At 68.6% G+C, this 24,398-nt stretch carries 27 protein-coding genes; 17 read left to right on the top strand and 10 right to left on the bottom strand.

Annotated features, from left to right (window positions below; translation table 11 throughout):
* Window positions 1-158: 158 nt before the first annotated feature.
* From B0I29_RS22595 to pheA, 5 genes are all read left to right on the top strand, one after another.
* Window positions 159-896 carry a hypothetical protein gene (locus tag B0I29_RS22595; RefSeq protein WP_111651025.1) on the top strand — a complete coding sequence of 246 codons (738 nt, stop codon included), beginning with the start codon at window positions 159-161 and terminating at the stop codon, window positions 894-896.
* A 92-nt stretch (window positions 897-988) separates the two neighbouring features.
* On the top strand, window positions 989-1,441 hold the full coding sequence (locus B0I29_RS22590) for a PAS domain-containing protein (protein WP_111651085.1): 453 nt from the start codon (window positions 989-991) through the stop codon (window positions 1,439-1,441).
* An 83-nt stretch (window positions 1,442-1,524) separates the two neighbouring features.
* Window positions 1,525-1,917 carry an ACT domain-containing protein gene (locus B0I29_RS22585; protein WP_111651024.1) on the top strand — a complete coding sequence of 131 codons (393 nt, stop codon included), beginning with the start codon at window positions 1,525-1,527 and terminating at the stop codon, window positions 1,915-1,917.
* Window positions 1,918-1,941: 24 nt separating this feature from the next.
* Complete coding sequence (locus B0I29_RS22580; protein ID WP_111651023.1) at window positions 1,942-2,547, top strand: hypothetical protein; 606 nt, start codon at window positions 1,942-1,944, stop codon at window positions 2,545-2,547.
* Window positions 2,548-2,573: 26 nt separating this feature from the next.
* Complete coding sequence (gene pheA, locus B0I29_RS22575; protein ID WP_111651022.1) at window positions 2,574-3,515, top strand: prephenate dehydratase; 942 nt, start codon at window positions 2,574-2,576, stop codon at window positions 3,513-3,515.
* On the opposite strand, the gene B0I29_RS22570 is transcribed toward pheA, so the two are convergent.
* The 3 genes from B0I29_RS22570 to B0I29_RS22560 form a co-directional block, all read right to left on the bottom strand.
* Window positions 3,512-4,255 carry an AIM24 family protein gene (locus tag B0I29_RS22570; RefSeq protein ID WP_111651021.1) on the bottom strand — a complete coding sequence of 248 codons (744 nt, stop codon included), beginning with the start codon at window positions 4,253-4,255 and terminating at the stop codon, window positions 3,512-3,514. The two genes, pheA and B0I29_RS22570, sit on opposite strands and share 4 nt — an antisense overlap.
* Window positions 4,256-4,281: 26 nt before the next feature.
* The gene (locus B0I29_RS22565; RefSeq protein ID WP_181557928.1) at window positions 4,282-4,629 is read right to left on the bottom strand and encodes a metallopeptidase family protein; all 348 of its coding nucleotides are present in this window, start codon (window positions 4,627-4,629) and stop codon (window positions 4,282-4,284) included.
* An 82-nt stretch (window positions 4,630-4,711) separates the two neighbouring features.
* Window positions 4,712-5,140: an OsmC family protein gene (locus tag B0I29_RS22560; RefSeq protein ID WP_111651020.1), complete on the bottom strand. Its 429-nt coding sequence runs from the start codon at window positions 5,138-5,140 to the stop codon at window positions 4,712-4,714.
* 67 nt (window positions 5,141-5,207) lie between these two features.
* Here B0I29_RS22560 and B0I29_RS22555 point away from each other — a divergent pair, with 67 nt between their 5' ends.
* From B0I29_RS22555 to B0I29_RS22540, 4 genes are all read left to right on the top strand, one after another.
* A complete protein-coding gene (locus tag B0I29_RS22555; protein WP_146616860.1) occupies window positions 5,208-5,909 on the top strand; it encodes a hypothetical protein in 702 nt (233 codons plus the stop codon).
* Between the two features lie 65 nt (window positions 5,910-5,974).
* A complete protein-coding gene (gene serS / locus B0I29_RS22550) occupies window positions 5,975-7,234 on the top strand; it encodes a serine--tRNA ligase (RefSeq protein WP_111651018.1) in 1,260 nt (419 codons plus the stop codon).
* 105 nt (window positions 7,235-7,339) lie between these two features.
* A complete protein-coding gene (locus B0I29_RS22545; RefSeq protein WP_111651017.1) occupies window positions 7,340-8,155 on the top strand; it encodes an HAD family hydrolase in 816 nt (271 codons plus the stop codon).
* Entirely contained in the window at window positions 8,152-8,949 is a 798-nt protein-coding gene (locus B0I29_RS22540) for an HAD family hydrolase (RefSeq protein WP_181557922.1), read from the top strand. Before B0I29_RS22545 ends, B0I29_RS22540 begins: the two co-directional genes overlap by 4 nt.
* Window positions 8,950-10,318: 1,369 nt before the next feature.
* On the opposite strand, the gene B0I29_RS22535 is transcribed toward B0I29_RS22540, so the two are convergent.
* Complete coding sequence (locus B0I29_RS22535; protein WP_111651083.1) at window positions 10,319-10,774, bottom strand: Lrp/AsnC family transcriptional regulator; 456 nt, start codon at window positions 10,772-10,774, stop codon at window positions 10,319-10,321.
* 68 nt (window positions 10,775-10,842) lie between these two features.
* On the opposite strand from B0I29_RS22535, the gene ddaH reads away from it, so the two are divergent.
* Both ddaH and B0I29_RS22525 read left to right on the top strand, forming a co-directional pair.
* Window positions 10,843-11,676, top strand: a complete 834-nt coding sequence (gene ddaH, locus B0I29_RS22530; protein WP_111651015.1) for a dimethylargininase — start codon at window positions 10,843-10,845, stop codon at window positions 11,674-11,676.
* A gap of 33 nt (window positions 11,677-11,709) precedes the next feature.
* Window positions 11,710-12,273, top strand: a complete 564-nt coding sequence (locus B0I29_RS22525) for a bacterial proteasome activator family protein (RefSeq protein WP_111651014.1) — start codon at window positions 11,710-11,712, stop codon at window positions 12,271-12,273.
* Between the two features lie 175 nt (window positions 12,274-12,448).
* Here B0I29_RS22525 and B0I29_RS22520 read toward each other — a convergent pair whose 3' ends face one another.
* The 3 genes from B0I29_RS22520 to mobA form a co-directional block, all read right to left on the bottom strand.
* A complete protein-coding gene (locus B0I29_RS22520) occupies window positions 12,449-13,516 on the bottom strand; it encodes a T3SS (YopN, CesT) and YbjN peptide-binding chaperone 1 (RefSeq protein WP_111651082.1) in 1,068 nt (355 codons plus the stop codon).
* Between the two features lie 64 nt (window positions 13,517-13,580).
* Window positions 13,581-13,826 (bottom strand): DUF6457 domain-containing protein, encoded by a 246-nt coding sequence (locus B0I29_RS22515; protein WP_111651013.1) that lies wholly within the window; start codon window positions 13,824-13,826, stop codon window positions 13,581-13,583.
* Window positions 13,827-14,426 (bottom strand): molybdenum cofactor guanylyltransferase, encoded by a 600-nt coding sequence (gene mobA, locus B0I29_RS22510; protein ID WP_281270905.1) that lies wholly within the window; start codon window positions 14,424-14,426, stop codon window positions 13,827-13,829.
* Between the two features lie 86 nt (window positions 14,427-14,512).
* On the opposite strand from mobA, the gene fdhD reads away from it, so the two are divergent.
* Window positions 14,513-15,340: a formate dehydrogenase accessory sulfurtransferase FdhD gene (gene fdhD, locus B0I29_RS22505; protein WP_111651011.1), complete on the top strand. Its 828-nt coding sequence runs from the start codon at window positions 14,513-14,515 to the stop codon at window positions 15,338-15,340.
* Between the two features lie 71 nt (window positions 15,341-15,411).
* Window positions 15,412-17,043, top strand: a complete 1,632-nt coding sequence (locus B0I29_RS22500; RefSeq protein ID WP_111651010.1) for an alkaline phosphatase D family protein — start codon at window positions 15,412-15,414, stop codon at window positions 17,041-17,043.
* A 63-nt stretch (window positions 17,044-17,106) separates the two neighbouring features.
* Here B0I29_RS22500 and B0I29_RS22495 read toward each other — a convergent pair whose 3' ends face one another.
* The gene (locus tag B0I29_RS22495; protein WP_111651009.1) at window positions 17,107-18,132 is read right to left on the bottom strand and encodes a DUF4192 domain-containing protein; all 1,026 of its coding nucleotides are present in this window, start codon (window positions 18,130-18,132) and stop codon (window positions 17,107-17,109) included.
* Window positions 18,133-18,207: 75 nt separating this feature from the next.
* The gene (locus B0I29_RS22490) at window positions 18,208-18,711 is read right to left on the bottom strand and encodes a GNAT family N-acetyltransferase (RefSeq protein ID WP_111651081.1); all 504 of its coding nucleotides are present in this window, start codon (window positions 18,709-18,711) and stop codon (window positions 18,208-18,210) included.
* Between the two features lie 57 nt (window positions 18,712-18,768).
* Between B0I29_RS22490 and B0I29_RS22485 the strand changes: the two genes are divergently transcribed.
* The 3 genes from B0I29_RS22485 (at window position 18,769) to B0I29_RS22475 (ending at window position 21,116) form a co-directional block, all read left to right on the top strand.
* Entirely contained in the window at window positions 18,769-19,647 is an 879-nt protein-coding gene (locus B0I29_RS22485; protein WP_111651008.1) for a fructosamine kinase family protein, read from the top strand.
* A gap of 173 nt (window positions 19,648-19,820) precedes the next feature.
* Window positions 19,821-20,837, top strand: coding sequence for a GTP 3',8-cyclase MoaA (moaA, locus tag B0I29_RS22480; protein ID WP_111651007.1), 1,017 nt, complete (start codon window positions 19,821-19,823; stop codon window positions 20,835-20,837).
* Between the two features lie 6 nt (window positions 20,838-20,843).
* Window positions 20,844-21,116: a MoaD/ThiS family protein gene (locus B0I29_RS22475; protein WP_111651006.1), complete on the top strand. Its 273-nt coding sequence runs from the start codon at window positions 20,844-20,846 to the stop codon at window positions 21,114-21,116.
* On the opposite strand, the gene B0I29_RS45855 is transcribed toward B0I29_RS22475, so the two are convergent.
* Window positions 21,117-21,935, bottom strand: coding sequence for a VOC family protein (locus tag B0I29_RS45855; protein ID WP_181557921.1), 819 nt, complete (start codon window positions 21,933-21,935; stop codon window positions 21,117-21,119).
* A 1,295-nt stretch (window positions 21,936-23,230) separates the two neighbouring features.
* Here B0I29_RS45855 and B0I29_RS22465 point away from each other — a divergent pair.
* On the top strand, window positions 23,231-24,376 hold the full coding sequence (locus B0I29_RS22465) for a metallophosphoesterase (RefSeq protein WP_111651004.1): 1,146 nt from the start codon (window positions 23,231-23,233) through the stop codon (window positions 24,374-24,376).
* Window positions 24,377-24,398: the final 22 nt, after the last annotated feature.

Here is a 24,398-nt window from a genome sequence, read left to right as displayed (position 1 = left end):
TACACATGCACCATCCGAAAGAAGATGTTGTCCGTGAATGCGGCATTCATCCATAGTCCTTCACCTTTCTTTCCACTCTCCAGACCTGTTCCGTAGGCACACGAGCACGTACGGTAGTTGGAAAAGAGAGCCCAACTGACCTTTTGCCGGAGGTCGCAGTGACTGTCTTCCCCGCCCGCCCCGCTCTTCCCGTCCCGACCAGGGCACTCACGCCCTCTGACCAACACCATCCGGGGCCATCCGCCCTGGAGCCTCCTCGTCTCACGCCCGCCGAGTGGGCGCGGCGTCGTCGCGCCGACCGCGACGCACGGCGTCTCGAGGCAGCCGGAGCTCGCGCGCTGACGCGACTCGACCGTCTCGGGCCCAACTGGCACATCGTCGACTGGCCTCGCACGGACGTCATGCAGGCGTACGCCGAGCCCGATCCCGCCGACGAGCGCGCCGGTTTCCTCGCCATCGGTCCCGGCGGTGTCTATGCGGTCACCGTCGCCGACCACGGCCGGTCCCGCGTCCTGATCGCAGGCGACGTCGTGCAGATCAACGGAAAGCGCCCGCAGTACATCGCGGAGGCTCGCCGGGACGCACGCCGGGCTGCCAAGGCACTCTCCGCCGCCGTCGGGATGAATGTGCCGGTGACAGCCGTGCTGGCATTCGTCGGATCGGGCGTCATCAGCGTCCACGGTCTACCGAAAGACTGCCTCGTCGCCACCGACAAGGAGCTTGACCGCTTGCTGATCGCCGGGGGCGCGAAAATCTCCCCGGCTACCGCCAGCAAACTCTCAGCCGTGGCACACCACCCGGGAACCTGGGCAAATGCGCCCTATCGGCCCGCTGGTGACTACCGTTGGTACAGCAACGGACAGACGGCCGCTGACAAGCGGCCGACCCGCCGGTAACGTTCCTTCCTGACGTCGTCGACGGCCGGCGCCGTGATCGAGTGATCGATCGCCGCGCCGGCGGTCGCCGCGATGGATACGAGGAGGAGCGGGTGGCGCATGTTGAGCTCTCCCTCTCGGGAGCGTTCGTACCCCAGGCCCGGACACCAGCCGAAGCCGAGTTCGTCACCAGCGTGGAGCGCTGGAGCGCGGCGGTGGCGATCGCCGAGGAGCCGTGTCTGGTCATCGACAACAGCGGTCTGATCCTGGCCGTCTCACCCTCATGCAGCGAGCTGCTCGGCCTGGGCAAGCCCGCCGAGGCGCTGGGCCAGCGGCTGAACTCCGCACTGCAGCTGATCGACTTCACCGCCGGCGCAGGCCGGCTGGAGGAGCCCGAGGCGGACAAGATTCCGCCGCTGCTCGCGGTGAGCAGCGAGCGCCTCGCGCGCGGGCTGCTGCGGGTGGCGGGCGACCCTCCGCTGACCGTCGACGCTGTCTCCACGCCGTTGCTGGCGGGTGATCGGGTGGCCGGTTCGCTGACCTTCCTATCCCCAGTACGGTACTGACGTCCGCTTTGTCCTCGAAGGTGTGGCGTTTGCCGCAGCTGACTGGCATTGGTCGTTACACGCCCGCAACGTAGTCTGCCCTCATGCTGGATCTAGACCTGTTACCAGGTGAGTACGCGGTGTGCCGGTTGCCCGCCGGTTCAACCCTGCCCGCCTCCCTCACGACGGGTCCGGACGACAAGAGCGTGATCTCGGTGACCTGGGGCGTCGACGAGCTCTCGATCATCTGTCCCCAGCACCGGGCTCCGGCCGACGCGATCGCCGACACGGCGTGGCGATGTCTGCGCGTGACCGGCCTGGATCTGAACCTGACCATGACCGGCGTGCTCGCCTCGCTGGTCGGCCCGCTCGCCGAGGCCCGCGTCAACATCGTGACCTTCTCGACGTACGACACGGATTACCTGCTGGTCCCGTCGGTACGCCTCACCGAGGCGGTCAACACCCTGACTTCGGTCGGCCACCGTATCGCCGGATGACCGCCCGGCTCCTACGATGAGCCGGTGTCCCCCCGCACACGCCGTTTTCTCCCGGTCGCAGGTCTCCTGCTGATGGCCGGCTGCGGTGCGCCGCCACCCGCGGCCCCCGTGGATGCCCCCGCACCCGTGGTCAGCGCCCCCAGCGTGGCCGCCATCCCGTCGTTGCCGCCTGTCACGTTCGTTCCGCTGGACCCGACGACGACAGCGCCGCCCATCGCGACACTTCCGACGACGTATCCGACCTATCCCACGGTGACCGCGACGGTCCCGACGGTTCCGACGGTTCCGACGACCTCGCCGGTGACCACCACCTCGCCGACGCCGTCACCCACTCTGTCGCATGCGAAGAAGTGCACCGGCGAACCGACCGGCAAACAGATCCTCGCCCTGCTCAAGGGCAACCCGGCCGTTCCGGACGCCACGTTGAAGGTCGACGAGGGCCCGTTCTGCTCCGGCGTCTGGTCGTTCACCACGGTCAAGCTGGCCACCGGGGACGCCGAGACCCTCTCCGTGGTCACCACCGGCAAGGGCAGCACCCTCACCCTGGTCACCGCCGGCACCGACGTCTGCAACCCCCGGGTCCAGACCGAGGCACCGGTCGGCATCCGCGTACTGGCCTGCGGCTCCTGAACCGTCCGAACACATAGACTGGCCCGATGCCCGGTACGCCGCCCACACGATTCGCATACCTCGGTCCGGAGGGCACCTTCACCGAGGCCGCTCTGCGTACCCTCCCGGCCGCCGAGCGTGGGGTACGCACCCCGGCCCGCAGCGTCCCGGAGGCCCTCGAAGCGGTGCGTTCGGGCGAGGCGGACGCCGCCCTGGTCCCGCTGGAGAACTCGGTCGGCGGGGCCATCCCGGTCACCCTCGACGAGCTGATCACCGGCAGCCCGCTGATGATCACGCGAGAGGTGCTGCTGCCTGTCGAGTTCGTGCTGGCCGCGCGGACCCTCACGCCGCTCGCCGAGTTGCGGACGATCGCGGCGCACCCGCAGGCGTCCGCGCAGTGCCGGCACTGGCTCCAGGCGAACGTGCCGGACGCCGTCGTGGTGGACGTGCTCTCCAACGCCACCGCGGCGCTCAGCGCTGCCGCCGGGGAGTACGACGCGGCCATCTGCGCCCCGATCGGCGTGCCCCGCAACAACCTGGCCGTGCTCGCCGAGAAGGTGGCCGACCGGGCCGAGGCGGTGACCCGCTTCGCGCTGCTCACCCGCCCGGGCGCGCCGGCCGCTCCGACCGGCGACGACGTGACGTCGCTGGCCGTCTCGATCCGGCACGACCAGGTGGGCGCGCTGCTCGCGGTGCTCACCGAGCTGGCGGTGCGGGGCATCAACCTGTCCCGCATCGAGTCCCGCCCGACCGGTGAGCAGCTCGGGACGTACGTCTTCTTCCTGGACTGCACCGGGCACGTGGCTGAGGCCCGGCTCGGCGAGGCCCTGCAGGGCCTGCGCCGGATCTGCGCCGAGGTGCGGTTCCTGGGTAGTTATCCCAAGCACCGGCTCCAGCCGGAGTCGCCGGTGGCGCCGCCGCGCGGCCTCTCCGACACCGACTTCGCCGACTCGGCGGCCTGGCTGGAGCAGCTGCGCAACCCGGTCTAGTCGTCGAAGAGGTTGTCCAGGATGCCGCCACCGCCGCTTGACTTCGACGAACCCTGACCGGCGCCGGCCAGGCCACCCGGGGGCTCCTCGGACGGCTGCACGATCACGAAGCCGCGGCCGCTGAAGCTCATCGTGAACCGCTCACCGGTGCTGCGGCCCAGCAGCGTGCCGAAGCTGAACTGCTCGGCCCGGTGGAACCCGGTCTGCAGCGAGGCCGACCAGGCGATCGCGGCCTGCGGGTCGACGTATGTCGGCGCGTCGACGTTGAGCACCACGGGCGTGCCGTTCGTCATCACGGCGATCCGCCCGGCGCCGGTGAAGACGCAGTTGAACAGGCCGGCGTTGGACATCATCCCGGCGCCGCCGACGACCTTGATGTCGTAGTTGAGCGTCGAGTCGAAGGCCAGCACGTTCGACCCGTTGATGGAGAGGGCGTCACCCTGCTCCAGGTCGATGAGGTGGATGTCGGCGGCGCGCTCGGCCAGGAAGACGTCGCCCTGGCCGCGTACCCGCATGAGCGGCACACCCTCGCCGGTCAGCTTCTGCTTGAGGAACTTGCCGAGGCCGCCCGAGCCGAGTGCCTCGAACTGCACCTGACCCTGGTACGCCACCATCGACCCGGTCCGGGCCAGAAATTCGCCGTTCAGCTCAGCCTTGAGCAGCTTGGAGTTCTGGAGCCGCAGCCCGGGCTGAGCCGATTCCTTCTCGAGGTTTTCCGCTGAGAAAAGTTCGCTGCGCATGATCCCAGAGTAGAAACTGGGAGCAATTAACCCCAACCGAGGTCGTGAAGTCGCTGGTCATCGATCCCGAAATGGTGGGCGATCTCGTGCACCACGGTGATCGCGACCTCGTCGACCACGTCCTGCTCGCTGTCGCAGACCTGCAGCGTGGCGTTGCGGTAAATGGTGATCCGATCGGGGAGCGTCCCTGCGTAATCCCAGCCTCGATCGGTGAGCGCCGTGCCCTCGTAGAGGCCGAGCAGGTCGTCGCCGCCGTCCGGCGGGGCGTCCTCGACCAGGAAGACCACGTTGTTCATGAGGGAGAGCAACTCGTTGGGCACCTCGTCCAGAGCATCTCCGACGAGCTCTTCGAACCGTTCACGACTCATGTTCACCGGCACGGTCGCAATTGTGCCCGGAATACAGCGTTCGATGGGAAACCGGCGCGGCCGGAACCGCGCCGGGCCCAAAAAAGATCTAGACGAGCTTCGCGACCAGGGTGATCGGAGCACCCGGCGAGAGCAGCTTGGAGATCGGGCAGTTCTCCTTGGCGCCTTCGGCGATCTTCTGGAAGGTCGTGTCGTCGATGCCGGGAACGTCGCCGACGGTCTCCAGTTCGATGCCGGTGACGCCGAAGCCGCCGTCGACCTTGTCCATCCGGACCTTCGCGACGGTCTCCACCGACGTCGGCGTGAAGCCCGCGTCGGCGAGGCCCTTCGAGAACGCCATCGAGAAACAGCCGGAGTGCGCGGCCGCGATGAGCTCCTCGGGGTTGGTCCCCTCGCCCTCCTCGAAACGCGACTTGAAGGAGTAGTTCCCCTGCAAGCCGCCCTTACCGGTCTTGACAGTGCCGGAACCCTCGGTGAGGTTCCCTTCCCAGCGAGCTGAAGCAGTACGAATAGGCATGACCAGAACGCTAGCCCATCCGGCGGCCGCTGGTCCGTAGTCGACGCAAGGGGCCATTATGGAGCGCATGTCCTCCGATTCCGAGTCAGTGATCGAGTTCGGTGCGCCCGAGGCGGCGGAGAAGCCCCGCCGCTTCACGTACCTTCGCGACCTCGGTTCGGACCGGCGGGTCCCGGCCCTGGTCGCCGGGATCGGCGGTGTCGCGGCCTTCGCCTCGTTGATCTCCGAGTGGCAGGTCACGACGATGGACAACATCGCCTTCGTCGACGGCGAGCCGGTCCAGTCCGAGATGTTCCCGGCCAACCTGATCGATCTCGGTGGGGCCGGCGCGGCGTACCTCGGTGGTCTGTTTTTGCTGGTGACCGCGGTCGTGCTGACTCTTTTCGGTCCGGTGGCCGGCCGGCGTTACACCCGGCTGGCCGGGCTGAGCCTCGGCGGCATGCAGATCGCCCTGCTCCTCGCGGTGATTCAGATGCTCGGCTCCCAGTCGCTGCTGGTCTCCCGGTTCCTGAGCGTGCAGATCAACGACGACCCGCCGGTGGTGGAGTACGGCCGAGGCATCTGGTGCGCCCTGGCCGGAGTGGCGGCCGCCTTGGTCGCCCTCTGGATCTCGGACCGCGCGCCGGAACCGGATGACAACGAGCGCCGCGTGATCACCCGGACGGACGACGAGGAACCGCTGCCGGACGCGCCGCTGGAGCTGAGCATCACCCCGTCAGCGCCGTTCGCCCAGTTCCCCGGAGACCGCGATCAGCCACACCGGCTCTAGCCGATCGGGACGCAGGGGTATATCCGGGTGCTGATCGGACCAGCGCCCCGGTAGGCTCGGCAACCGTGATTGACCTGCGTCTGCTCCGGGATGACCCCGAACTGATCCGCGCCAGCCAGCGAACGCGCGGCGAGTCCACCGAGGTGGTCGACGTGCTGCTGCGCGCCGACGAGGAGCGACGAGCCGCCACCCAGCGGTTCGAGGCGGTCCGGGGCGAGCAGAAGTCCATCGGCAAAGACGTCGCCAAAGCAATAGGGGACGAGCGGGCGGCGCTCTTAGCGCGTACCAAAGACCTTGCGGTTGAGGTGAAAGCGGCGGAAGCCGCGGCAGGCGAGGCCGAGCAGGCACTGCGTCGCGCGCACCTGGCCGTGCCGAACATCGTCGAGCCGGGTGTGCCGGCCGGTGGTGAGGACGACTTCGTGGTGTTGCGCGAGGTCGGCGTGAAGCCGGAGATCGCCAACCCGAAGGACCACCTGGAGATCGGCGAGGCGCTGCGCGCGATCGACACCGAGCGTGGTGCGAAGGTGTCCGGTTCGCGGTTCTACTTCCTCACCGGCGTCGGCGCGCTGCTGCAGCTCGGCATGCTGCAGCTCGCGATCCAGCAGGCGGTCGAGCACGGGTTCATCCCGTCGATCACGCCGACCCTGGTGCGGCCGGAGTCGATGGAGGGCACCGGCTTCCTCGGCGCGCACGCCAGCGAGATCTACCGGCTCGAGGCCGACGACCTCTACCTGGTCGGCACGTCGGAGGTGGCCCTCGCGGCCTACCACTCGAACGAGATCCTCGATCTGAACGACGGTCCGGAGCGGTTCGCCGGCTGGTCGACCTGTTACCGGCGCGAGGCCGGCTCGCACGGCAAGGACGTGCGCGGCATCCTGCGGGTCCACCAGTTCGACAAGGTGGAGATGTTCTCGTTCTGCAAGCCGGAGAACGCGCTCGCCGAGCACCAGCGCCTGCTCGCCATGGAGGAGGAGATGCTCGCCAAGGTCGAGATCCCTTACCGGGTGATCGACGTGGCGGCCGGTGACCTGGGCAGCAGCGCGGCTCGCAAGTACGACTGCGAGGCCTGGGTGCCGTCGCAGGGCCGGTACCGCGAGGTCACCTCGACGTCGAACTGCACCACCTTCCAGGCCCGCCGGCTCAACGTCCGATACCGGGACGAGAACGGCAAGTCGCAGACCGCCGCGACGCTGAACGGGACGCTCGCCACCACCCGGTGGCTGATCCCGATCCTGGAGAACCACCAGCAGCCCGACGGCTCGGTCCGGGTGCCCAAGGCGCTCCAGCCGTTCCTCGGCAAGGAAGTGCTCGAACCCGTCAAGTGATCGCAACCGGCCGGCTACCAATTGTCATGGCAGCTGGTAGCCGAGCCGGTGTAGCGTTCTCCTTCCGCCCTCCGCGGGGGTTTCACCAAACCCTCGGAGGTCACGATGCTCAAGCCCGGTCTCCCCAAACTGATCGCCACGGACCTCGACGGCACCCTCGTCCGCTCGGATGACACGGTGTCGGCGTACACCCACGAGGTCTTGGACCGGGTTCGCGCGGCGGGCATCCGCATCGTCGCGGCGACCGGCCGCGGGCCGCGCCTCACCTCACTGGTCCGCAACGACATCCGCGTCGCCGACTTCCTCGTGCTGGCGCAGGGTGGCTGGGTGCTCGACCAGGCCGAGTCGCGGTACCTCCGCCAGGCCCGGTTGCCCGGCGAAACCCTCGGGCAGGCCCTCGCCGCCCTGGAGGCCGCGATCGGCAGCCCGCTCTCGGTGATGTTCGAGGCGCTGGAGCACGACGAGTCCCCGCTCTGGGGTGACTACGACCCGACCTGGCGTTACCCGGTGACGGTCGAGACGCGTACCCGGGCCGAGTGCCTCACCGGCGAAGTGATCAAGGCGTTCGCGCGGTCGTTCGACCACCACGTGGACGAGCTGCTCGCGGTCGCCCGCCGGGTCGTTCCGGCGGACCTCGCCACGGTGACCCAGGCCGGCCTCGACTACGTGGAGATCTGCCCGGCCGGCGTCGACAAGGGCACCGGCCTGGCCGTGGTCGCCGAGACGGTCGGCGTCGATCCGGCGGACGTGCTCGTCTTCGGCGACATGCCGAACGACCTGCCGATGTTCGCCTGGGCCGGCTGGGGCAAGGTCGCCGTGGCGAACGCCCACCCGGAGCTGCTCGCCCAAGCCGACGCGGTGACGCTCACCAATGATCAGGACGGTGTGGCGGTGTTCTTGGACGAGCTATTGTCGAGGTGATGAGCTTTCGCCTGGTAGCCACGGACATCGACGGCACTCTGATCAACAACGAGCGGGTCCTGACCAGGCGCACTCTGGACGTTCTGGCCCAGGTTCCGGTCCCGGTCATCCTGGTGACCGGCCGCCCGTTTCGCTGGCTCGACCAGCTGCAGGACCAGCTGCCCAACCCGCTGCCGGCGGTCTGCGCGAACGGCGCGGTCATCTACGACCCGCACACCGACGAGGTGCTGCGCGCCGACTCGATGCCCGTCGACGTCCTGCTCGACGTGACAAAACGCCTCCGCGACGCCGTCCCCGACATCGTCCTGGCCGTCGAGGTCGAGGACGGCCGCTCATTCCTGCACGAGGAGGCCTGGCCGATCCGCTGGGCCGGCGACCACCGGATCCAGGTGATCAGTTCCCCGTCGGAGCTGACGTCAGCGCCGGCGGTCAAGCTACTGGCCCGCTCCGCGTCCGCCGACCCCGACGACTTCCTGGCGCTGGTCAGCAACACCCTGGGCGGCATGGCCGAGGCCACCCGCTCCTCCTCGTCAGCCCTGGTCGAGATCTCCGCCGCCGGCGTCACCAAAGCCGCCGGCCTGGCCTGGCTCTGCGAACGCGACGGCATCACCGCCGACCAGGTCCTGGCCTTCGGCGACATGCCCAACGACATCCCGATGCTGACCTGGGCAGGCCGAGCGGTGGCGGTGGGCAACGCCCACCCGGCGCTGCAGGCGGTGGCGGATGAGATCTGCGAGACGAACGACAACGATGGCGTAGCCCTCTACCTGCAAAAAACCTTCAACCTTTTTTAGTACGCCCAACGCAAGGTGCCGTGGTCCCGAGGCCCTGACGTCCATGCCCCGGCGCTTCCCGCCGCCGGCCCTGGCGCCCCCAAGCCCAAACCACCCCACCGCCACTCGCCACCCGCAGCCGTTCCGCAGCGCTCCGCCCGCCGCCGGTTGCCGCCGGTTGCCGGTTGCCGCCGCTTGCCGGTTGCCGCCGCTTGCCGGTTGCCGCCGCTTGCCGCTGCCCGCCCGCCGCACGGTGCCACCGCCAGCCGCCCGCATTCGCCGCCACTCGCCGATGTTCGCCCGCCGGCCGCCGCCCGCGTTTCGCCACCGCTCGCCGATGCCCGCCGCCGATTGCCGCCCGCGTTTGCCGCCGCTTGCCGATGTTCGCCCGCTGGCCGCCGCCCGTTGGCGGCTGTCGGACGCCCTCCACTCTCTGCGAGCCAGGGTGACCCACCCAAAGCCGACACAGAACGGCCCCAACACCGCCCCCGTGTCGAGTTGGGGTCCGAACCGCACCCAAAATCGACACACACACCGCGATTCGTCTGCCGTGTCGATTTCGGGTTCGATATGCGCCTCGATTCGACACGTACCGGCGACGGCACTCGCGGCGTGTTGCCTTTGGCTCCGCCGAGCGAAGTGAAGCCCGGCCCCTGGACGAGCCGTAGCTCAAATAGGTCATCGGACTCTGGTTCGGTGTCTGGCCTACGGCTGGTGGACGCGAGCTGTAGGCCCGGTAGGTCATCGCAGCCCTCGTGATATGTCTGAGCTTCGGCTCGCCCGGGCGAAGAGACCTGCAGCAGCAAAGACGCGCCGTAAGTCGACACGGAACGCGGGTTTCGGGCGGGCGTGTTGAATTCGGGTGCGGATTGAACCTGAAGTCGACACGCAGCTGGTTGGGGCGCCCGATCTTGTGAGGTTGGGGCGTCCGGCCGACCACAAACTCACTAGTTTCCTCAACCCGCCCGGCCCGCCCGACCCGTTCGCCCCATTCAGCCGATTCGGCCCGGGGTCCGGGGTGTCCGCGCCTCAACTCAACACGCAGGGCCACGAATCGGCGGGGTGCACACGCCGAACCCCGCACGGCCGACGCTGGGCCAAGCCCAATCTGCTCAGCCGGCCACGAGGGACACCAGAACCGGCCCCGTCACGGGACACCACGACCGGCCCCGTCACGGGACACCACGACCAGCCGCGTCACGGGACACCACGACCAGCCCCGTCACGAGACACCACGACCGGCCGCAAGCGGCTCCCCCGGAACCGGGTGCGTCAGGGGACGCCGGGGCCGGCGGCGGGAAGCGCCGGCGGGACGGACGTCAGTCGCCTCGGGCTAACAGCACCCCGTGGCTGCGGTTGACCAAGCCGTGTCTCGTACCAAATATGCCCTTTAAACCGGCCCCACCGTCGTAGGCGTTTCCACCAAGCGTGACAAAACCACCATGCTTCGCGTGGACGTCACGAACGACTCGGCGCGCAGCTTCTCCAACGCCTGCTCTAAATGCCCGATATCCGCCGCCCGCAAATGCACCAGAGCGTCCGCCTGGCCGGAAACCGTGTACGCCGCCACCACCTCCGGATGCCGCCGCGCAGCCACCGTGATCTGGGCCGGCGTGGTCCGCCCGGTGCAGAAAAGCTCCACGAACGCCTCGGTGGTCCACCCCACCGCGGCCGGCTCGATCACCGCGGTGAATCCCTTGATCACGCCGCTGGAGCGCAACCGGTCGACGCGGCGTTTCACGGCCGGGGCGGAGAGGGAGACCTTGGCGCCGACCTCGGCGTAGGAGGCGCGGGCGTCGGCCACCAGCAACGCAATGATTCGCTGGTCAATCGCGTCCATCTGCAACGATTCGCCTCCGAGGAGCAAGATTTCTAGCTGTTTGCCGCACCGCAGCCTACCTACCCTTTAGTTTCATGAGCTACATCGAGCGATCGCCGCGAAACAGGACATATCTCATGTGTCCGCCGGAGCATTTCACGGTGGAGTACGCCATCAACCCGTGGATGGACACCAAGATCGCGGTTGACGGCGCGCTGGCGCTCAAGCAGTGGGCTTCGCTCCGCGACACTCTCACCGATCTTGGACACCTGGTGCACGTGCTCGACGCGCGGCCCGGTCTGCCCGACATGGTCTACTCCGCGAATGGCGCGTTCTCCGTCGACGGCACGGTCTACGGCGCCCGGTTCAAATACCCGCAGCGCGCCGGCGAAGCCGACGAACACCGCGCCTTCTATGCCGAAAAAACCGACAACTGGCGATTTTTCGCACCGGAGCAGGTCAACGAGGGTGAGGGCGACTTCACCTATCTCCCCGGCGCCTACGGCGGCATCGTCCTGGCCGGTTACGGCTTCCGCACCGACCCGGCCGCCCACGCCGAGGCGCAGGAGATCCTCGGCCGCCCGGTCATCTCACTCAAGCTGGTCGACCCGGCGTTCTACCACCTTGACACCGCCCTGGCCGTCCTCGACGACCGGCACGTCACGTACTACCCCGAGGCGTTCTCCCCGGCCTCCCAGCGAGTATTGGCCCAGCTCTTCCCGGACGCTCTGCTCGCCGACCGTTCCGATGCCGAAGCCTTCGGCCTGAACCTGGTCAGCGACGGCCGGCACGTGATCCTGAACACCGAGGCCACCGCGATGGGCCACAAGGTGCGCGCCGCCGGATATCTCCCGGTCCACGTGAACCTCTCCGAGCTCAAACTGGGCGGCGGAAGTGTCAAGTGCGCCGTGGCGGAGTTGCGGCCGTAACGCCACGAGATCGGGTGCGCAAAGATAGAACCCATGACCGACGACACCCGCACCACTGAGCACTCCGAAGACGGCTCCGTCATCGTCGTGGGCCCGGACGGCCGTCCGATCGGCACGTTCCAGGAGGACGGCTCGCTGACTCCGGAGGAACCGGGCAACCTCATCGAGCAGCCCGCGAAGGTCATGCGCATCGGCAGCATGGTCAAGCAACTGCTCGAAGAGGTGCGCGCCGCCCCGCTCGACGAGGCCAGCCGCGGCCGCCTGCGGGAGATCCACCAGCGCTCGATCAAGGAGCTGGAGGACGGCCTCGCACCCGAGCTCCGCGAAGAACTGGAACGCCTCTCGCTGCCGTTCGAGGGCGACACCCCGCCGAGCGAGGCCGAGCTGCGCATCGCTCAGGCCCAGCTGGTCGGCTGGCTGGAAGGCCTCTTCCACGGCATCCAGGCCGCCTTGGTCGCCCAGCAGATGGCCGCCCGGCTCCAGCTCGAATCCATGCGCGGCGGCAGCGGCCGCCCCGCACTCCCGGTGGGCGGCAGCCTCATCCCGGGCCGCCAGGCCACCGGCGAAACCCCCGGAAACACAGGTCAATACCTCTAAAAGATTTGGTACGCACAACGCAAGCGCCCGCGATTCCGAGGCGACTGACGCCCCTCCCGCCGGCGCACTACGCCGCCGGCACCGGCGTCCCCTCACGCTCGGCCTGCCGCGATCTAGGCAAGTTCGGCCCACATGTGGTGACCGAGACTTGCCTAGATCGGCGGTCAGCTGACGGCTAGAGGTACATCCCGGGGCGGTGCTCGTCGGACGGGCGGTCCTTCGCCGGCACCGGCTTGTCACCCTCGCCGAAGAATCGTTTGCCGCCGAACTCGCCGTGCAGCCGGTCGTCCAGCTCGTCGGCGAGGCCGGTCATCACCTGCACGGCCAGCATGAGGTGGATGGCCTGGAAGTTGCGGCCGAACACCGGGATCGACGCCCACACCGTGTCCTGCGCGACGTACAGCCGGCCGATCGGCATCCGGTTGGTCAGCTCGGAGAGCTTCACGTAAAGCTGCTCGGTCGGCTCGACGTCGGTCAGGACCGGCGAGAAGACGTCGACCAGGGGCGGGTTGTCGCGTACCCGTACGAAAACCATCGCCGAGCCGGCCCGGATGCCGATGTCGCCGTCGGCGTCCACCTGCAGCTGGTCGACAGTGGTCTTCGACATGGTGGCGACGACCGTGCGGACGCGCTCCTCCAGCGGCACCACGTCGGCGTCGACGTTCGCGAGGGCGGCTTCCAGTGCGGCGTCGTCCTCAAGCCCGCCCAGGTCGGCAACGCCACCGATGGACGGCTCGTGCCGGGCGGTACCGAGCGGCGCCGACTCGATCGGCTCGTCCTGCTCGTCATGGACCAGGTAGACCAGGAACGCCGGGTGCGGAGCCCCGTACACATCGCGCAGCGTGCGGGAGACCACGGTGGCGAGCTGGCTCGCCTTCTCCTGTGAGCTCCGCAGGCCGAACGAGTCGCCCGAGCCCGGCAGCACGCCGGGCGGGGACCAGCCGAGCGCGACCATGTCGGCGACCGCGGTGCGGTTCATCCGGTACTCCGTGGGGAGTTCGGCGTTGCCCACCGCGAGAGCCTCGACAACACCGTCCTGCAGAACCCGCAGACTCACCGAGTAGACGGCGGTGCCGGTCCCGGACGCGGTCGGGTCCAGGGTGATGTCGACGTGAGCGTCCGGCGGCAGCGCCGGCAGCAGCGCGGCGAGCGCGGCGGCGAACTCCCGCCATGCGTCAGTGACCTTCGCTCGCAGGTCTGCCGTGGTCGGCTCCTCGAGCAGAATGCTTTCGTCCGGCGTCATGATCGCCACCTCCGTTCCCGTCACCCTATCGAGCAATGACGGGACGTGAACGCCCTGTCCGGCGTCAGCTTTGATCTTTGCGATCGCCCCAGGTCAGCGCCCGGGAACTGATCTTGCGAGCCACTTCCGCCGGGTCCGCTCCGCGGCCCACGGCAAGACCCATGAGGTACGCGGTGACCGGCGCACCCGGCCGGAGCACGTTGTGCGCGACATCGCGTGCCACGTCCAGCAGCTCGGCCGTCGGCACCTCATCGGGCCGGACACCGAGTTCGGGCCCGATGACGGCGAGCCAGTCGTCCAGCTCTTTCACCTATCGCGCCCATTCCTCGGCGGTGCGCAGGTCGTCGTCGGTGTCGCAGTCGAACCACGGCGGCGGGCCGGGACGACGCCAGGACACCTCGGCGACCCGGACCTTGTCGAGCAGCGACCGCACCGAAGCGCCGTGCAGGTCACCGCGCTCCTCGGCGAGCCGGTCCAGAGCGGCGCGCAACGATTTCGTCCGCCACACACCACAGAGCACCTGGAGATGGCCCTCGGCGTCCCGGTAGACAGCGCCCTCCATCGGCGCCGACTCCATCGTCAGCCGCAGCACGTCGATCGCCTCACCGGTGAGGAAAGGCAGGTCGGCGGCGAGCAGAGCGGTGAACGCGATCGTGTCGGGGACCAGCGCCAGCCCGGCCGCAGCGGCCGCGACGGGCCCGCCACCGGGCGGCTCCTCGCGGGTCACGTGCACCGAGACCGGCAGGTCGGACGGCACGCGGCCGACCACGACCCGAGGGTCGGCGTCGTGAACCGCGGCCAGGACACGGGTCAGCATCGACTGGCCGGCAACCGGCAGAGTCGGCTTGTCCGCACCGCCCATCCGCCGTGCCGCACCACCGGCCAGGACCACCGCCGCAAATCCCCCCACGTGAGTACCGTATCCCGACCGCGTGCCGGACGTGACCGCGCGCTCACTTCAAAGCCGTGTGGTGAACGTCGCCGTACGCTTCCCACATGGGTAGGAACGTGACGCGCCGCACCGTGGTCAGCGTCGACTTGGGCGCGTCGCCGCCCACCCGGCGGCGGCCTGACGAGCTCGCGGCGGAGGAACCGCTCGAGATCAGGGTGCGGAAAAAACCGCTCGCTGTGACCATGCGCACTCCCGGCCACGACATCGACCTCGCGATGGGCTTCCTGCTGAGTGAGGGCGTCATCGGCAAGGCCGACGACGTGCTGACCGCGCAGCTCTGCGCCGGCACCGACACGCCGAACACGTACAACGTGGTCGACGTGGTGCTCGACCCGCACGTGCCGCCGCCGGTCACCGACCCGAGCCGGAACTTCTACACGACCAGCTCGTGCGGGGTCTGCGGCAAGGCCAGCATCGACGCGATCCGCACCCGCTCGAAATTCGAGGTGGCCGGCGACCCGCTGGAAATCCCGGCGCGAGTCCTCGCCGAGCTGCCGGAGACGTTGCGCGCGTCGCAGCGGACGTTCGACCGGACCGGCGGGCTGCACGCGGCCGGCCTCTTCACCGCCGCCGGCGACCTGCTGGTGCTCCGCGAGGACGTCGGCCGGCACAACGCTGTCGACAAGGTGCTCGGCTGGGCGCTGCGCGAGGGCCGGCTGCCGCTGTCCGGGCACGTGCTGATGGTCTCCGGCCGGGCCAGCTTCGAGCTGACCCAGAAAGCGTGGATGGCCGGGCTTCCGCTGCTCGCGGCCGTCTCGGCGCCCAGCACGCTCGCTGTGGAGCTGGCCGACGAGGCGGGGATGACGCTGATCGGCTTCCTGCGCGGGCAGCGCATGAACATCTACGCGGGAGCCCAGCGCGTCACGTTCTGACCATATGACGTTCCGTTGACCGCAATGTCGCACCGGCATCCACATTCATCCATGCGACACAGGCTGCGGTCATGTCTGTTTCGCGTCGTAGCCTGCTGCTGACCACCGCCGGCGCCGCCACTGTCTGGCCGCTCGCGGCCGCGGCGGCGCCTTATCGAGGACCACTGCGCTCCGACCCGTTCACCCTGGGCGTCGCCTCCGGTGACCCGGATCCGGACGGTTTCGTCCTCTGGACCAGGCTCGCCCCTGTCCCGCTCGCCGAGGACGGCCTCGGCGGCATGCCGTACCGCAACGTGCCGGTGGCCTGGGAACTCGCCGCCGACGAGAGGTTCCGCAAGGTGATCCGCCGCGGTGTGGCCGTGGCCCGTCCCGACCGCGGGCACAGCGTCCACGTCGAGCTGGACGGCCTGTCGCCGGGACGGGAGTTCTTCTACCGCTTCCGGGCGGAGCGGTTCACGTCGCAGGTCGGCCGGACCCGTACCGCGCCGGCCCGCTCGGCCAGGGTCACAGCGCTCGCCATGTCGTTCGTCTCCTGCTCGCAGTACGAGCACGGGTACTTCACCGCGTACCGCCGGCTGGCCGAGGACGAGCCGGAGCTGATCCTGCACCTCGGCGACTACCAGTACGAGTACGCCCCGGACACCTACAACATCCCGGGCGGGAACCCGCGCGACCACGAGGGGCCGGAGACCGTCACGCTGGCCAATTACCGGCAGCGGCACGCCCAGTACAAGACCGACCCGGACCTGCAGGCCGCGCACGCCGTGGCGCCCTGGGCCGTCGTCTGGGACGACCACGAGACCGAGAACAACTGGGCCGACGAGGTGCCCGAGGCCGCCGACCCGAACTTCCTGGCCCGCCGGACCGCCGCGTTCCGGGCGTACTACGAGAACATGCCGCTGCGCCGCACCTCGGTGCCGCGTGGGATCGACCTCCAGCTGTACCGGCGCCTGCACTGGGGCCGGCTCGCCACGTTCCACATGCTCGACACCCGGCAGTACCGCGACGACCAGGGCTGCGGCGACGGATACAAGGACTGCCCGGCCGCGTACGACCCGGCGCGCAGCATCACCGGGCCCGAGCAGGAGAAGTGGCTGCTCGACGGCTTCCGGCGGTCCACGGCTCGCTGGGACGTGCTCGGCCAGCAGGTCTTCTTCGGGCAGCGGGACAACAACTCGGGCCCGTCGAAGGTGCTCAGCATGGACTCCTGGGACGGTTACCAGGCGTCCCGGGAGCGGATCACCCGCGGCTGGGTCGACGCGGGCGTCCGCAACCCGATCGTGCTCACCGGCGACGTGCACGCGCACTGGGCCGACGAGCTGAAGCTGGACTACGACGACCCGACCTCGAAGACCGTCGGCACCGAACTCGTCTGCTCCTCGATCACCTCGGGCGGCGACGGCGCCGACGTGGCGAGCGGCAACCACCCGTGGGCGGCCTGGAACCCGCACCTGCGCTTCTACAACAACCAGCGAGGGTACGTCCGGACCACGATCACCCAGGATGCGCTGACCGCTGATTTCGTGGTTCTGCCGTACGTGACGACCGCTGGCGCGCCGGCGCACACGCGGGCCACCTTCGTCGTCGAGGACCGGGTGCCGGGACTGCACCAGGTGGCGGACAACCCGGCCCCGGCCACGTCGCTGCGAGCCGGAACCGATCTCGGCGAGCAGACCGTCCAGCAGGAGACCGAACGTCCCTGACCTCGCTCATCGGGCCCGCCTTCTTGCTTATCGGGCCCGCCTCGCTCACCGGGCTTGCCTCGCTCATCGGGCCCGCCTTTCACGGCGGGCCCGATCCGGGCGCGCCATCGAGCCGACCATGTGCGGCGACAGCCCGAACCCGAGCACCTGGTGCAACAGACTCGCCAGCTGGTGCTGCGGCTCGACGGCGAGGGCGCGGTCCACCGCCACCCGGGCCAGAGCGCCGTTGCCGGCACGCCAGGCGGTGAAGCCGAGCAGGCAGGCCGGCGCCGGGACGTAGACCTGCTCGACCCGGCGCAGCACGTCGGTCCAGAGCCGGATCCGCCACTCCTGCGGCTTGATCCGGTCCAGTGCGTAATCCTCCACGGCGCGGTCCACCAGCAGTGCGCCGAGCCAGGCCAGCTCGTCCGGGTCGAGCGAGCGGGACGACCGATATCGGGACTCCGCCTGGCGGACCGCGATCTGGCCGGCGCGGCAGATCCGGCGGGCGTACCGTGCCGCGCCCAGGTCGTCGGCGAGCAGCTCGGCGAACCGTTTCCGGGCCCGCTCGGTGGCCGCCGCCATGGCCTCGCGTTCCTCGCCCTCCACCGGCGCCACCCGGGCGACCAGGTCACGCCGGCTGGGCAGCGCGACCTGACCTCGGAACGTCGCCTCGGCCGCGATCACACTGTCCGGCGGCAGGCACGGCGTCCCGTCGTCCGGACAGCAGCGCAGGTCCTTACAGAGATACGACCACCAGCGTCCTTCGGTCACCCGGAGTGCGTCGTTGAGGCGTACGCCAGAAAAGCGCAACGCCACCATCAGGCGCGACACCGCGGGGGTGACTCGGGCCGCAGGCCCGAAGCCGACCACAACGAGTGACTGGATCTCCTGGCGGGCCACCGTCGCGGCGACCGTCAGCGCGAGTTCCTGGGCGTCGCCGTCGTCGCAGTCCGGTGGCGGCAGCTCGTAGCAGGCACCGAAAGTCACGTCCTGTCCGGTGAGACCGAGCACGGTGACGCTGTTGGCCGGGTGGTAACCGAGCACGAACGGCACGATCGCGATCAGATCGGACGGGGTACGGGCGATGAGCGGGCAGTCGGTTGTCATGCCCGGCAGAGTTGCGGCTTTCTCACCCCGGCCGCGTGCCTCAATTGTTTTCTGTGGACAACGTGTCCACAGGCTCTAGCTTTTGAAGGGCAGCTCGTGGAGCTGGAGGCCTTCCTCGTGCCAGGCGTGGCTGTGCCGGTCCAGGTCCATGGTCAGCTCGATCGAGGAGACCACGTCGTAACCGGCCGCGTGCAGGCTGCGGATCGCGTCGACGTTGCGTGACTCGGGGGAGATGGTCAGCGACGTCATGTTCCGGTTTTTCGCCTCGGCCGCGACGTGCTGCAGCAGCAGGCGGCCCACGCCCTTGTGCCGGTGCGTCGCGGTGACGACCACCGGGTCGACCTCGCCGGCCCGGTCTCGCATGATCAGCCCGACCATCCCGATGACCCCGTCGTCGGCATGATCGGCGACCCAGAGCCCGGAGAGGTCGAGCCTCGTCAGGTACTCCTCGAAGCCCGCTCCGCTGTCGTCGGCGGTTTCCCCGTACATCTCGTTGTGCTGCCGGGTGAGCTCCGCCCACAGGTGCCGGCCCGCCGAGTGATCGCTCGGGCGATAAGAACGCACAGCGACAGGGGTCATGCCGCCCATCATGCCTTCGAATTGGGATGTTCGTCACCAGAAGCGCAAGATAAGCGGGTGGACATGGCGTACCTGCGCGCGCATCCCCAGCACCTCCCGACATTTCTCACTCACCAGCGGATCCGGGAAACGCCGGTGGGCGCGGGAGTGTGCGTCGCGCGGCGGTTGACGCTTGATGACGGAACGTCGCTTTTCGCGAAGAACTGGCCTTCTGATCCCGCGCCGACGGGGCTGTTCGCGGCTGAGGCGTCGTCACTCGGGTGGCTTCGAGAGTCCGGCGCGGTGCCCGTACCCGAGGTGTTCGTCGCGCTGCCGGACCTTCTCGTCCTGGAGTGGGTCTCGCCGGGGTTGGCTTCCGCGTCGGCGGCGGCTGCGTTCGGTCGTCAGCTCGCATCGCTGCATCGCAGCGGGTCGCCCACTTTCGGCGCGCCATGGCCCGGCTGGATCGGACCGTTGCCGCTGGACAACAGCGTGGTTTCCGGCGCGTGGGGGTCCTGGTTCGCGGAACGCCGCCTGCTGCCGTACCTCCGGCTTTCAGCCGATCGCGGCGCGCTCTCCGGCGAGGACGTCACGGCCGTCGAGAAGATCATCAAAACCATTGATCGGTACGGGGGTTCGGAGGCGCCCGCTCGCATCCACGGAGATTTGTGGCCGGGCAATGTGCTCTGGGGTGCTGGTGGGCAGGGGTGGCTGGTTGACCCGGCTGCTCATGGGGGTCATCGGGAGACGGACCTCGCCACGCTGCGGTTGTTCGGTGGTGTGCCGTTCTTCGATGTGGTTCTGGAGAGTTATCAGGAGGAGTGGCCGCTCGCTGATGGGTGGCGGGAGCGGGTGCCGTTGCATCAGTTGCATCTTTTGCTGGTGCACGCGGCGGCGTTCGGGAATGGGTATCGGAGTGCTGTGATGGGTGCGGTGGACGCGCTTATGCGGGCTTGATCGGGTGGCGGGTCTCGCTTTTGCGAGCGGTTGGGTTTGCCTTGTTCGCGCGCTGCCTCACTGCTGTCCCGGCTACTGCCCATACAGCGATATGCGTAACGGCGATTCGGGTCTGGAGCGGCTAGATTCGATGTTGTGAGCCTCTTCCAGAGATCAGCAGCCGTCCGCGTTCGGTGGCGTCCGTGACCGTGCTCGCCGACCGGTTCGGCCGCATCGCGACCGACCTGCGTGTCTCACTCACCGACCGGTGCAACCTGCGGTGCACCTACTGCATGCCCGCCGAGGGCCTGGCCTGGATGCCTCAGCCCGAGCAGCTCACCGACGACGAGGTCAGCCGCCTCGTGCGGATCGCGGTCGAGCAGCTCGGTGTCACCGAGGTCCGCTTCACCGGCGGTGAACCGCTGATCCGCCGCGGCCTGGTCGGCATCATCGCGGCCGCGGCGAAACTCACGCCCAAGCCCAAGCTGTCGGTGACCTCGAACGGCATCGGCCTGGACCGGATCGCGATCTCCCTGAAAGAGGCCGGCCTGGACCGGGTGAACGTCTCCCTCGACACCCTGGACCCGGCCCGTTTCCACACCCTGACCCGCCGCGACCGGCACTCCGACGTGCTGGCCGGCCTGCGCGCCGCCGCCGAAGCGGGCCTGACCCCGGTGAAAATCAATACCGTGCTGATGCGCGGGGTCAACGACGACGAGGCGCCGGCTCTGCTGCGCTTCGCCCTGGACCACGGTTACCAGCTTCGCTTCATCGAGCAGATGCCGCTGGACGCGCAACACCAGTGGGACCGCCACGTCATGGTCACCGCCGAGGAGATCCTGGCCGCTCTGGAACCGTTCGCCCTCCAGCCTGACGATGTTTCACGTGGAACAGCGCCGGCCGAAACCTGGCTGATCCCGGGCTATACGGACGCGGCCGGCCAGCCCGCCCGAGTCGGGGTCATCGCCAGTGTGACCAGGCCGTTCTGTGGGGACTGCGACCGTACTCGTCTGACCGCCGACGGCCAGGTCCGCAACTGCCTCTTCGCCACCGACGAGAGCGACCTCCGCAAACTGCTCCGCGGCGGCGCCACCGACGACCGCATCGCCGAGGCGTGGCGAGCCGCGATGTGGGGCAAGCGAGCCGGCCACGGCATCGACGACCCCACCTTCCTCCAGCCCGCCCGCCCGATGTCCGCAATCGGAGGCTGACCGGCAATGAGCCTGATCTCCAGTGAGGCTGGTCCCGTGCTGACCGTGCGCTATTTCGCCGGTGCCCGAGCCGCAGCCGGCGGGGTGTCCGAAGAGTCCGCCGAAGCCGCAACGGTGGACGAACTGACCCAGCTGCTGACCAACCGCCACGGCGAACGGCTGGCCCTGGTCATGAAGGCAGCCAGCTTCCTGGTGAACGGCCTGGCCTGCCACGACCGCACCGCCGAACTCCCGGCCGGCGCAACGGTGGACGTACTGCCCCCATTCGCCGGCGGCTGATCAGTCCCGCCCCTGCCAGGTGGTCACACAGATCTCGTTGCCTTCAACGTCGGCCAGAACCCAGAAGGCCGGCGCCCGGGTGTCCGACAGCAGCCGCCCGCCGGCTCGTAGGGCGGCGGAGATGCGGGTTGAAGCGTCGTCGTGCGGAACGCAGAGGTCCAGGTGGATGCGGTTTCGCTGCGGCCGAGGCTCAGTCATCTGCTGAAACCAAACAACCGGCCCCTGCCCAACCGGGTCAACAAGAGGCCCGCTGCCAGCTTCGCCCTGAGCGGGCCGTGTTTCGGAGGGCTGCGTTTCGGAAGGCCGTGTTTCGGAGGGCCGTGTTTCGGAAGGCCGTGTTTCGGCGGGCCGTGTTTCGGCGGGCCGTGTTTCGACAGGCTCCGTTTCGGCGGGCTGCGTTTCGGCGCCGAAGTCCGTGTATCCCAGCACCGCCTTCCAGAACGGCCGGATCGCTCCGACGTCGAGGGCGTCGATCGCAATCTCGAGTTCCTGCACCGATCGAACACCAGCAGCCGGATCCGTCCTCAACCCGAGATCCCTGGCAGCAGCGGTGATCCGATGCGCGAGTTCAACGTCCCGGGCGGTGACCCCAACCGGCCGCCGCGACTCAAGCACAAACTCAACCCGGTCCGCCCGCAGGTCAACCCGAAGATGCTCGTCGGCCTCCCCACCACAAACCTCAACAGCCTTAGCAGCGACGGCAAGCCCAACACCAAGCGATCCCACCGACACCGAGGTCCGCAAGGTACCCAACAAAAAACGCCAACCGTGCCCACCAACAGCTTCCGAAGCCCCACCACGACTCAAAATCCGTTCCACAGCAACAGCCTCAAGCAAAGATCCCCCACAGGTCGACCCCACGCACTTTGCTCCACCGCACCGAACTCCTCCACCGCACAGGGTTGCTCCACCGCACCGAATTCCGGCAGGTCCAGCGCCGGCACCGATCCCCAGCCAGGACGTCCGGTCCAGCAGGCCGCACCGAGCACCAACCAGTCCGCCCGGTCCCAGCTGGCCCCAGCGCCGTCACACCCAGCATCGAAACCAGCTCGCCTGATCCAGCTGCCCTCCACTGCCCCCACACGGCCGGCGAACCAACACCGACCCCGCCGGCCATCTGAGGTAGCCGCGTCACCGGCGATGCGCGACGTCGAACTGTGGCCGAGCGTGTTCCGTCGCCCTAGATCTCATCGCCGCAGGGCCGAGCCGTAGCTCAGATAGGTCATGAGGCTGCTTTGACCTGTCTGACCTACGGCTCGTGCCCCGCAGCCGTAGCTCAGACACCCCAAAGACGTCCGATGACCTATCTGAGCTACGGCTCGCCCCGTCGAACGGCTCGCCCCGTCCCAGCAGCCGCCCCGTTCCCGCAGCCGGTTCGGTCCCAGCGGCCGGTTCGGTCCCAGCGGCCGGTTCGGTCCAGCGGCGGGGGTGGTCCGCTTGGCGAGGCCGAGGGCATCACACCGCGAGCATTCCCGCCCCGCTGTGTGTCGAGTCGAGGTGCATATCGAACCCGGAATCGACACGGCCAGGGTGGTTCGCGGGCTGCGTGTCGCAGTTTGGGGGCGTGTCGAACCCGAAGTCGACACACTGGTCGGGCCTGCGCGATCTTGGGCCACTGTTCCCGTCAGAGTGTGGTTCGGGGACCACGATCGCCGCGGGAAGGCCCGGGGCGGACAGGACCGAGCGTCCGCTGCCAGCGGGATTTTAATCAACCAGCAGGGGTCAACGCCGACAGCCAGCCGACCCCGATCCACGCAGCGAAGGCACTCAAAAGCCCACCGTGTGCCCCCGTCCCGGGCAGCCAACGCCACACCGTGCGCCCTCGTCCCGGGCGGCCAAGAGCCCACCGTGTGCCCCCGTCCCGGGCGACCGAGAGCCCACCGTGGGCTCTCGCATCGCTCGACACCCGAAAAGCCCACTTCGTCGGCCTCCTAACCGGAGCACACTCGCGATCTTGAGCGATCTCACACCCCAGAAGGTCGAAAATCGCTCAAGATCCGAGGGGAGACGGCCAACCCCGCGAACCGCGCGAACCCAGCCCCCGCCACCCCTCGGCAACACCGAATCCGGCAAGCTGTTGACCAGGCGTGCCAGCCCCAAGGAGGCAAACCCAGTTGATCTTCAACACGCTGGTTGTGATCAGCATCGTGGTGATCCACTGGTACCTCTGGAAGCGCCTCGTCCACAACACAACCCACCCCGGCCTGCCCCGCCGCATCGGCACCGCAATCGTCATCGCCCTCGGGATCTCGATGCCGATGACCCTCTTCGGCGTCCGTGACGGCTACTTCCCGTGGCTCTACTGGCCCGGATACATCTGGGTAGCGGTCATGTTCTACCTACTGGTCACCCTCACCATCGTCGAAACCCCTCGATGGATCCGCTGGGCGATCACGCGCAGGTCGAAAACCCGTACCCAAGAAGCTCCTGAAAAACCCGATGAAGAACGACGGCTCCTTCTCGCGCGCGGCACCGCGATCTTCGCGGGCCTCACGGCCGCGAGCATCACCGGGTACGGAGTAAAAACCGCAGCCGGCCCACCAAGAATCAACCGCTTCCACATGCCGATGACCAAGCTGCCGAGACGCATGGACGGCATTCGCCTGGCGGTCGTCTCGGACATCCACATCGGCCCGACAACCGGCGCGGAGCACGCCCGGCGAGTAACCCAGGTGATCAATTCGGTGAACGCGGACATCGTCTGCGTCGTCGGCGATCTGGTCGACGGCACGGTGGCGCAGATCGGCCCGTTCGTCGCGCCACTAGCCGGAATCCAGTCCCGAAAAGGCACCTACTTCGTCACCGGTAACCACGAGTACTACACCGATTACACCGAGTGGATCGACGAAGTAGCCGAGTTCGGAATGCGGCCGCTGCGCAACGAACGGGTGGAACTCGACGGCCTGGATCTGGCCGGCGTCAACGATCTGGACGGGGAAATGTACGGCGACCCCGCCGATTTCGCCCTGGCTCTCGGTAATCGGGACATGACCCGTCCGGTGGTCCTGATGGCGCATCAGCCGGTCGCCGCCGAGGAGGCCGCGCCCTACGGCGTGGACCTCCAGGTCTCCGGTCACACCCACGGCGGCCAGATGGTGCCGTTCAACCTGCTCGTCCGGCTGTCGCAGCCGGTAGTCTCCGGCTTCGGGAACGTGGACGGCGTGCCGGTCTTCGTGACCAACGGCGCCGGTTCGTGGGGCCCGCCGGTTCGGGTCGGCGCCCCTCCGCAAGTCACCGTCATCGAACTGCGTTCGGCGTGACCAATCAAGATCGGTAAGTGTG

The sequence above is a fragment of the Actinoplanes lutulentus genome (assembly GCF_003259845.1).
In the GTDB taxonomy this organism is placed as follows: domain Bacteria; phylum Actinomycetota; class Actinomycetes; order Mycobacteriales; family Micromonosporaceae; genus Actinoplanes; species Actinoplanes lutulentus.
The sequence above is the reverse complement of the archived record's forward strand: the minus strand, read 5'-3'. Positions and strand labels throughout refer to the sequence as shown.

Coding starts and splice junctions, on each gene's coding strand:
- B0I29_RS22585 (WP_111651024.1), top strand. CDS start 1,525: ATGCTGGATCTAGACCTGTTACCAGGTGAGTACGCGGTGTGCCGGTTG.
- pheA (WP_111651022.1), top strand. CDS start 2,574: ATGCCCGGTACGCCGCCCACACGATTCGCATACCTCGGTCCGGAGGGC.
- B0I29_RS22570 (WP_111651021.1), bottom strand. CDS start 4,255: ATGCGCAGCGAACTTTTCTCAGCGGAAAACCTCGAGAAGGAATCGGCT.
- B0I29_RS22560 (WP_111651020.1), bottom strand. CDS start 5,140: ATGCCTATTCGTACTGCTTCAGCTCGCTGGGAAGGGAACCTCACCGAG.
- B0I29_RS22555 (WP_146616860.1), top strand. CDS start 5,208: ATGTCCTCCGATTCCGAGTCAGTGATCGAGTTCGGTGCGCCCGAGGCG.
- B0I29_RS22545 (WP_111651017.1), top strand. CDS start 7,340: ATGCTCAAGCCCGGTCTCCCCAAACTGATCGCCACGGACCTCGACGGC.
- ddaH (WP_111651015.1), top strand. CDS start 10,843: ATGAGCTACATCGAGCGATCGCCGCGAAACAGGACATATCTCATGTGT.
- B0I29_RS22525 (WP_111651014.1), top strand. CDS start 11,710: ATGACCGACGACACCCGCACCACTGAGCACTCCGAAGACGGCTCCGTC.
- B0I29_RS22520 (WP_111651082.1), bottom strand. CDS start 13,516: ATGACGCCGGACGAAAGCATTCTGCTCGAGGAGCCGACCACGGCAGAC.
- fdhD (WP_111651011.1), top strand. CDS start 14,513: ATGGGTAGGAACGTGACGCGCCGCACCGTGGTCAGCGTCGACTTGGGC.
- B0I29_RS22500 (WP_111651010.1), top strand. CDS start 15,412: ATGTCTGTTTCGCGTCGTAGCCTGCTGCTGACCACCGCCGGCGCCGCC.
- B0I29_RS22495 (WP_111651009.1), bottom strand. CDS start 18,132: ATGACAACCGACTGCCCGCTCATCGCCCGTACCCCGTCCGATCTGATC.
- B0I29_RS22490 (WP_111651081.1), bottom strand. CDS start 18,711: ATGACCCCTGTCGCTGTGCGTTCTTATCGCCCGAGCGATCACTCGGCG.
- B0I29_RS22475 (WP_111651006.1), top strand. CDS start 20,844: ATGAGCCTGATCTCCAGTGAGGCTGGTCCCGTGCTGACCGTGCGCTAT.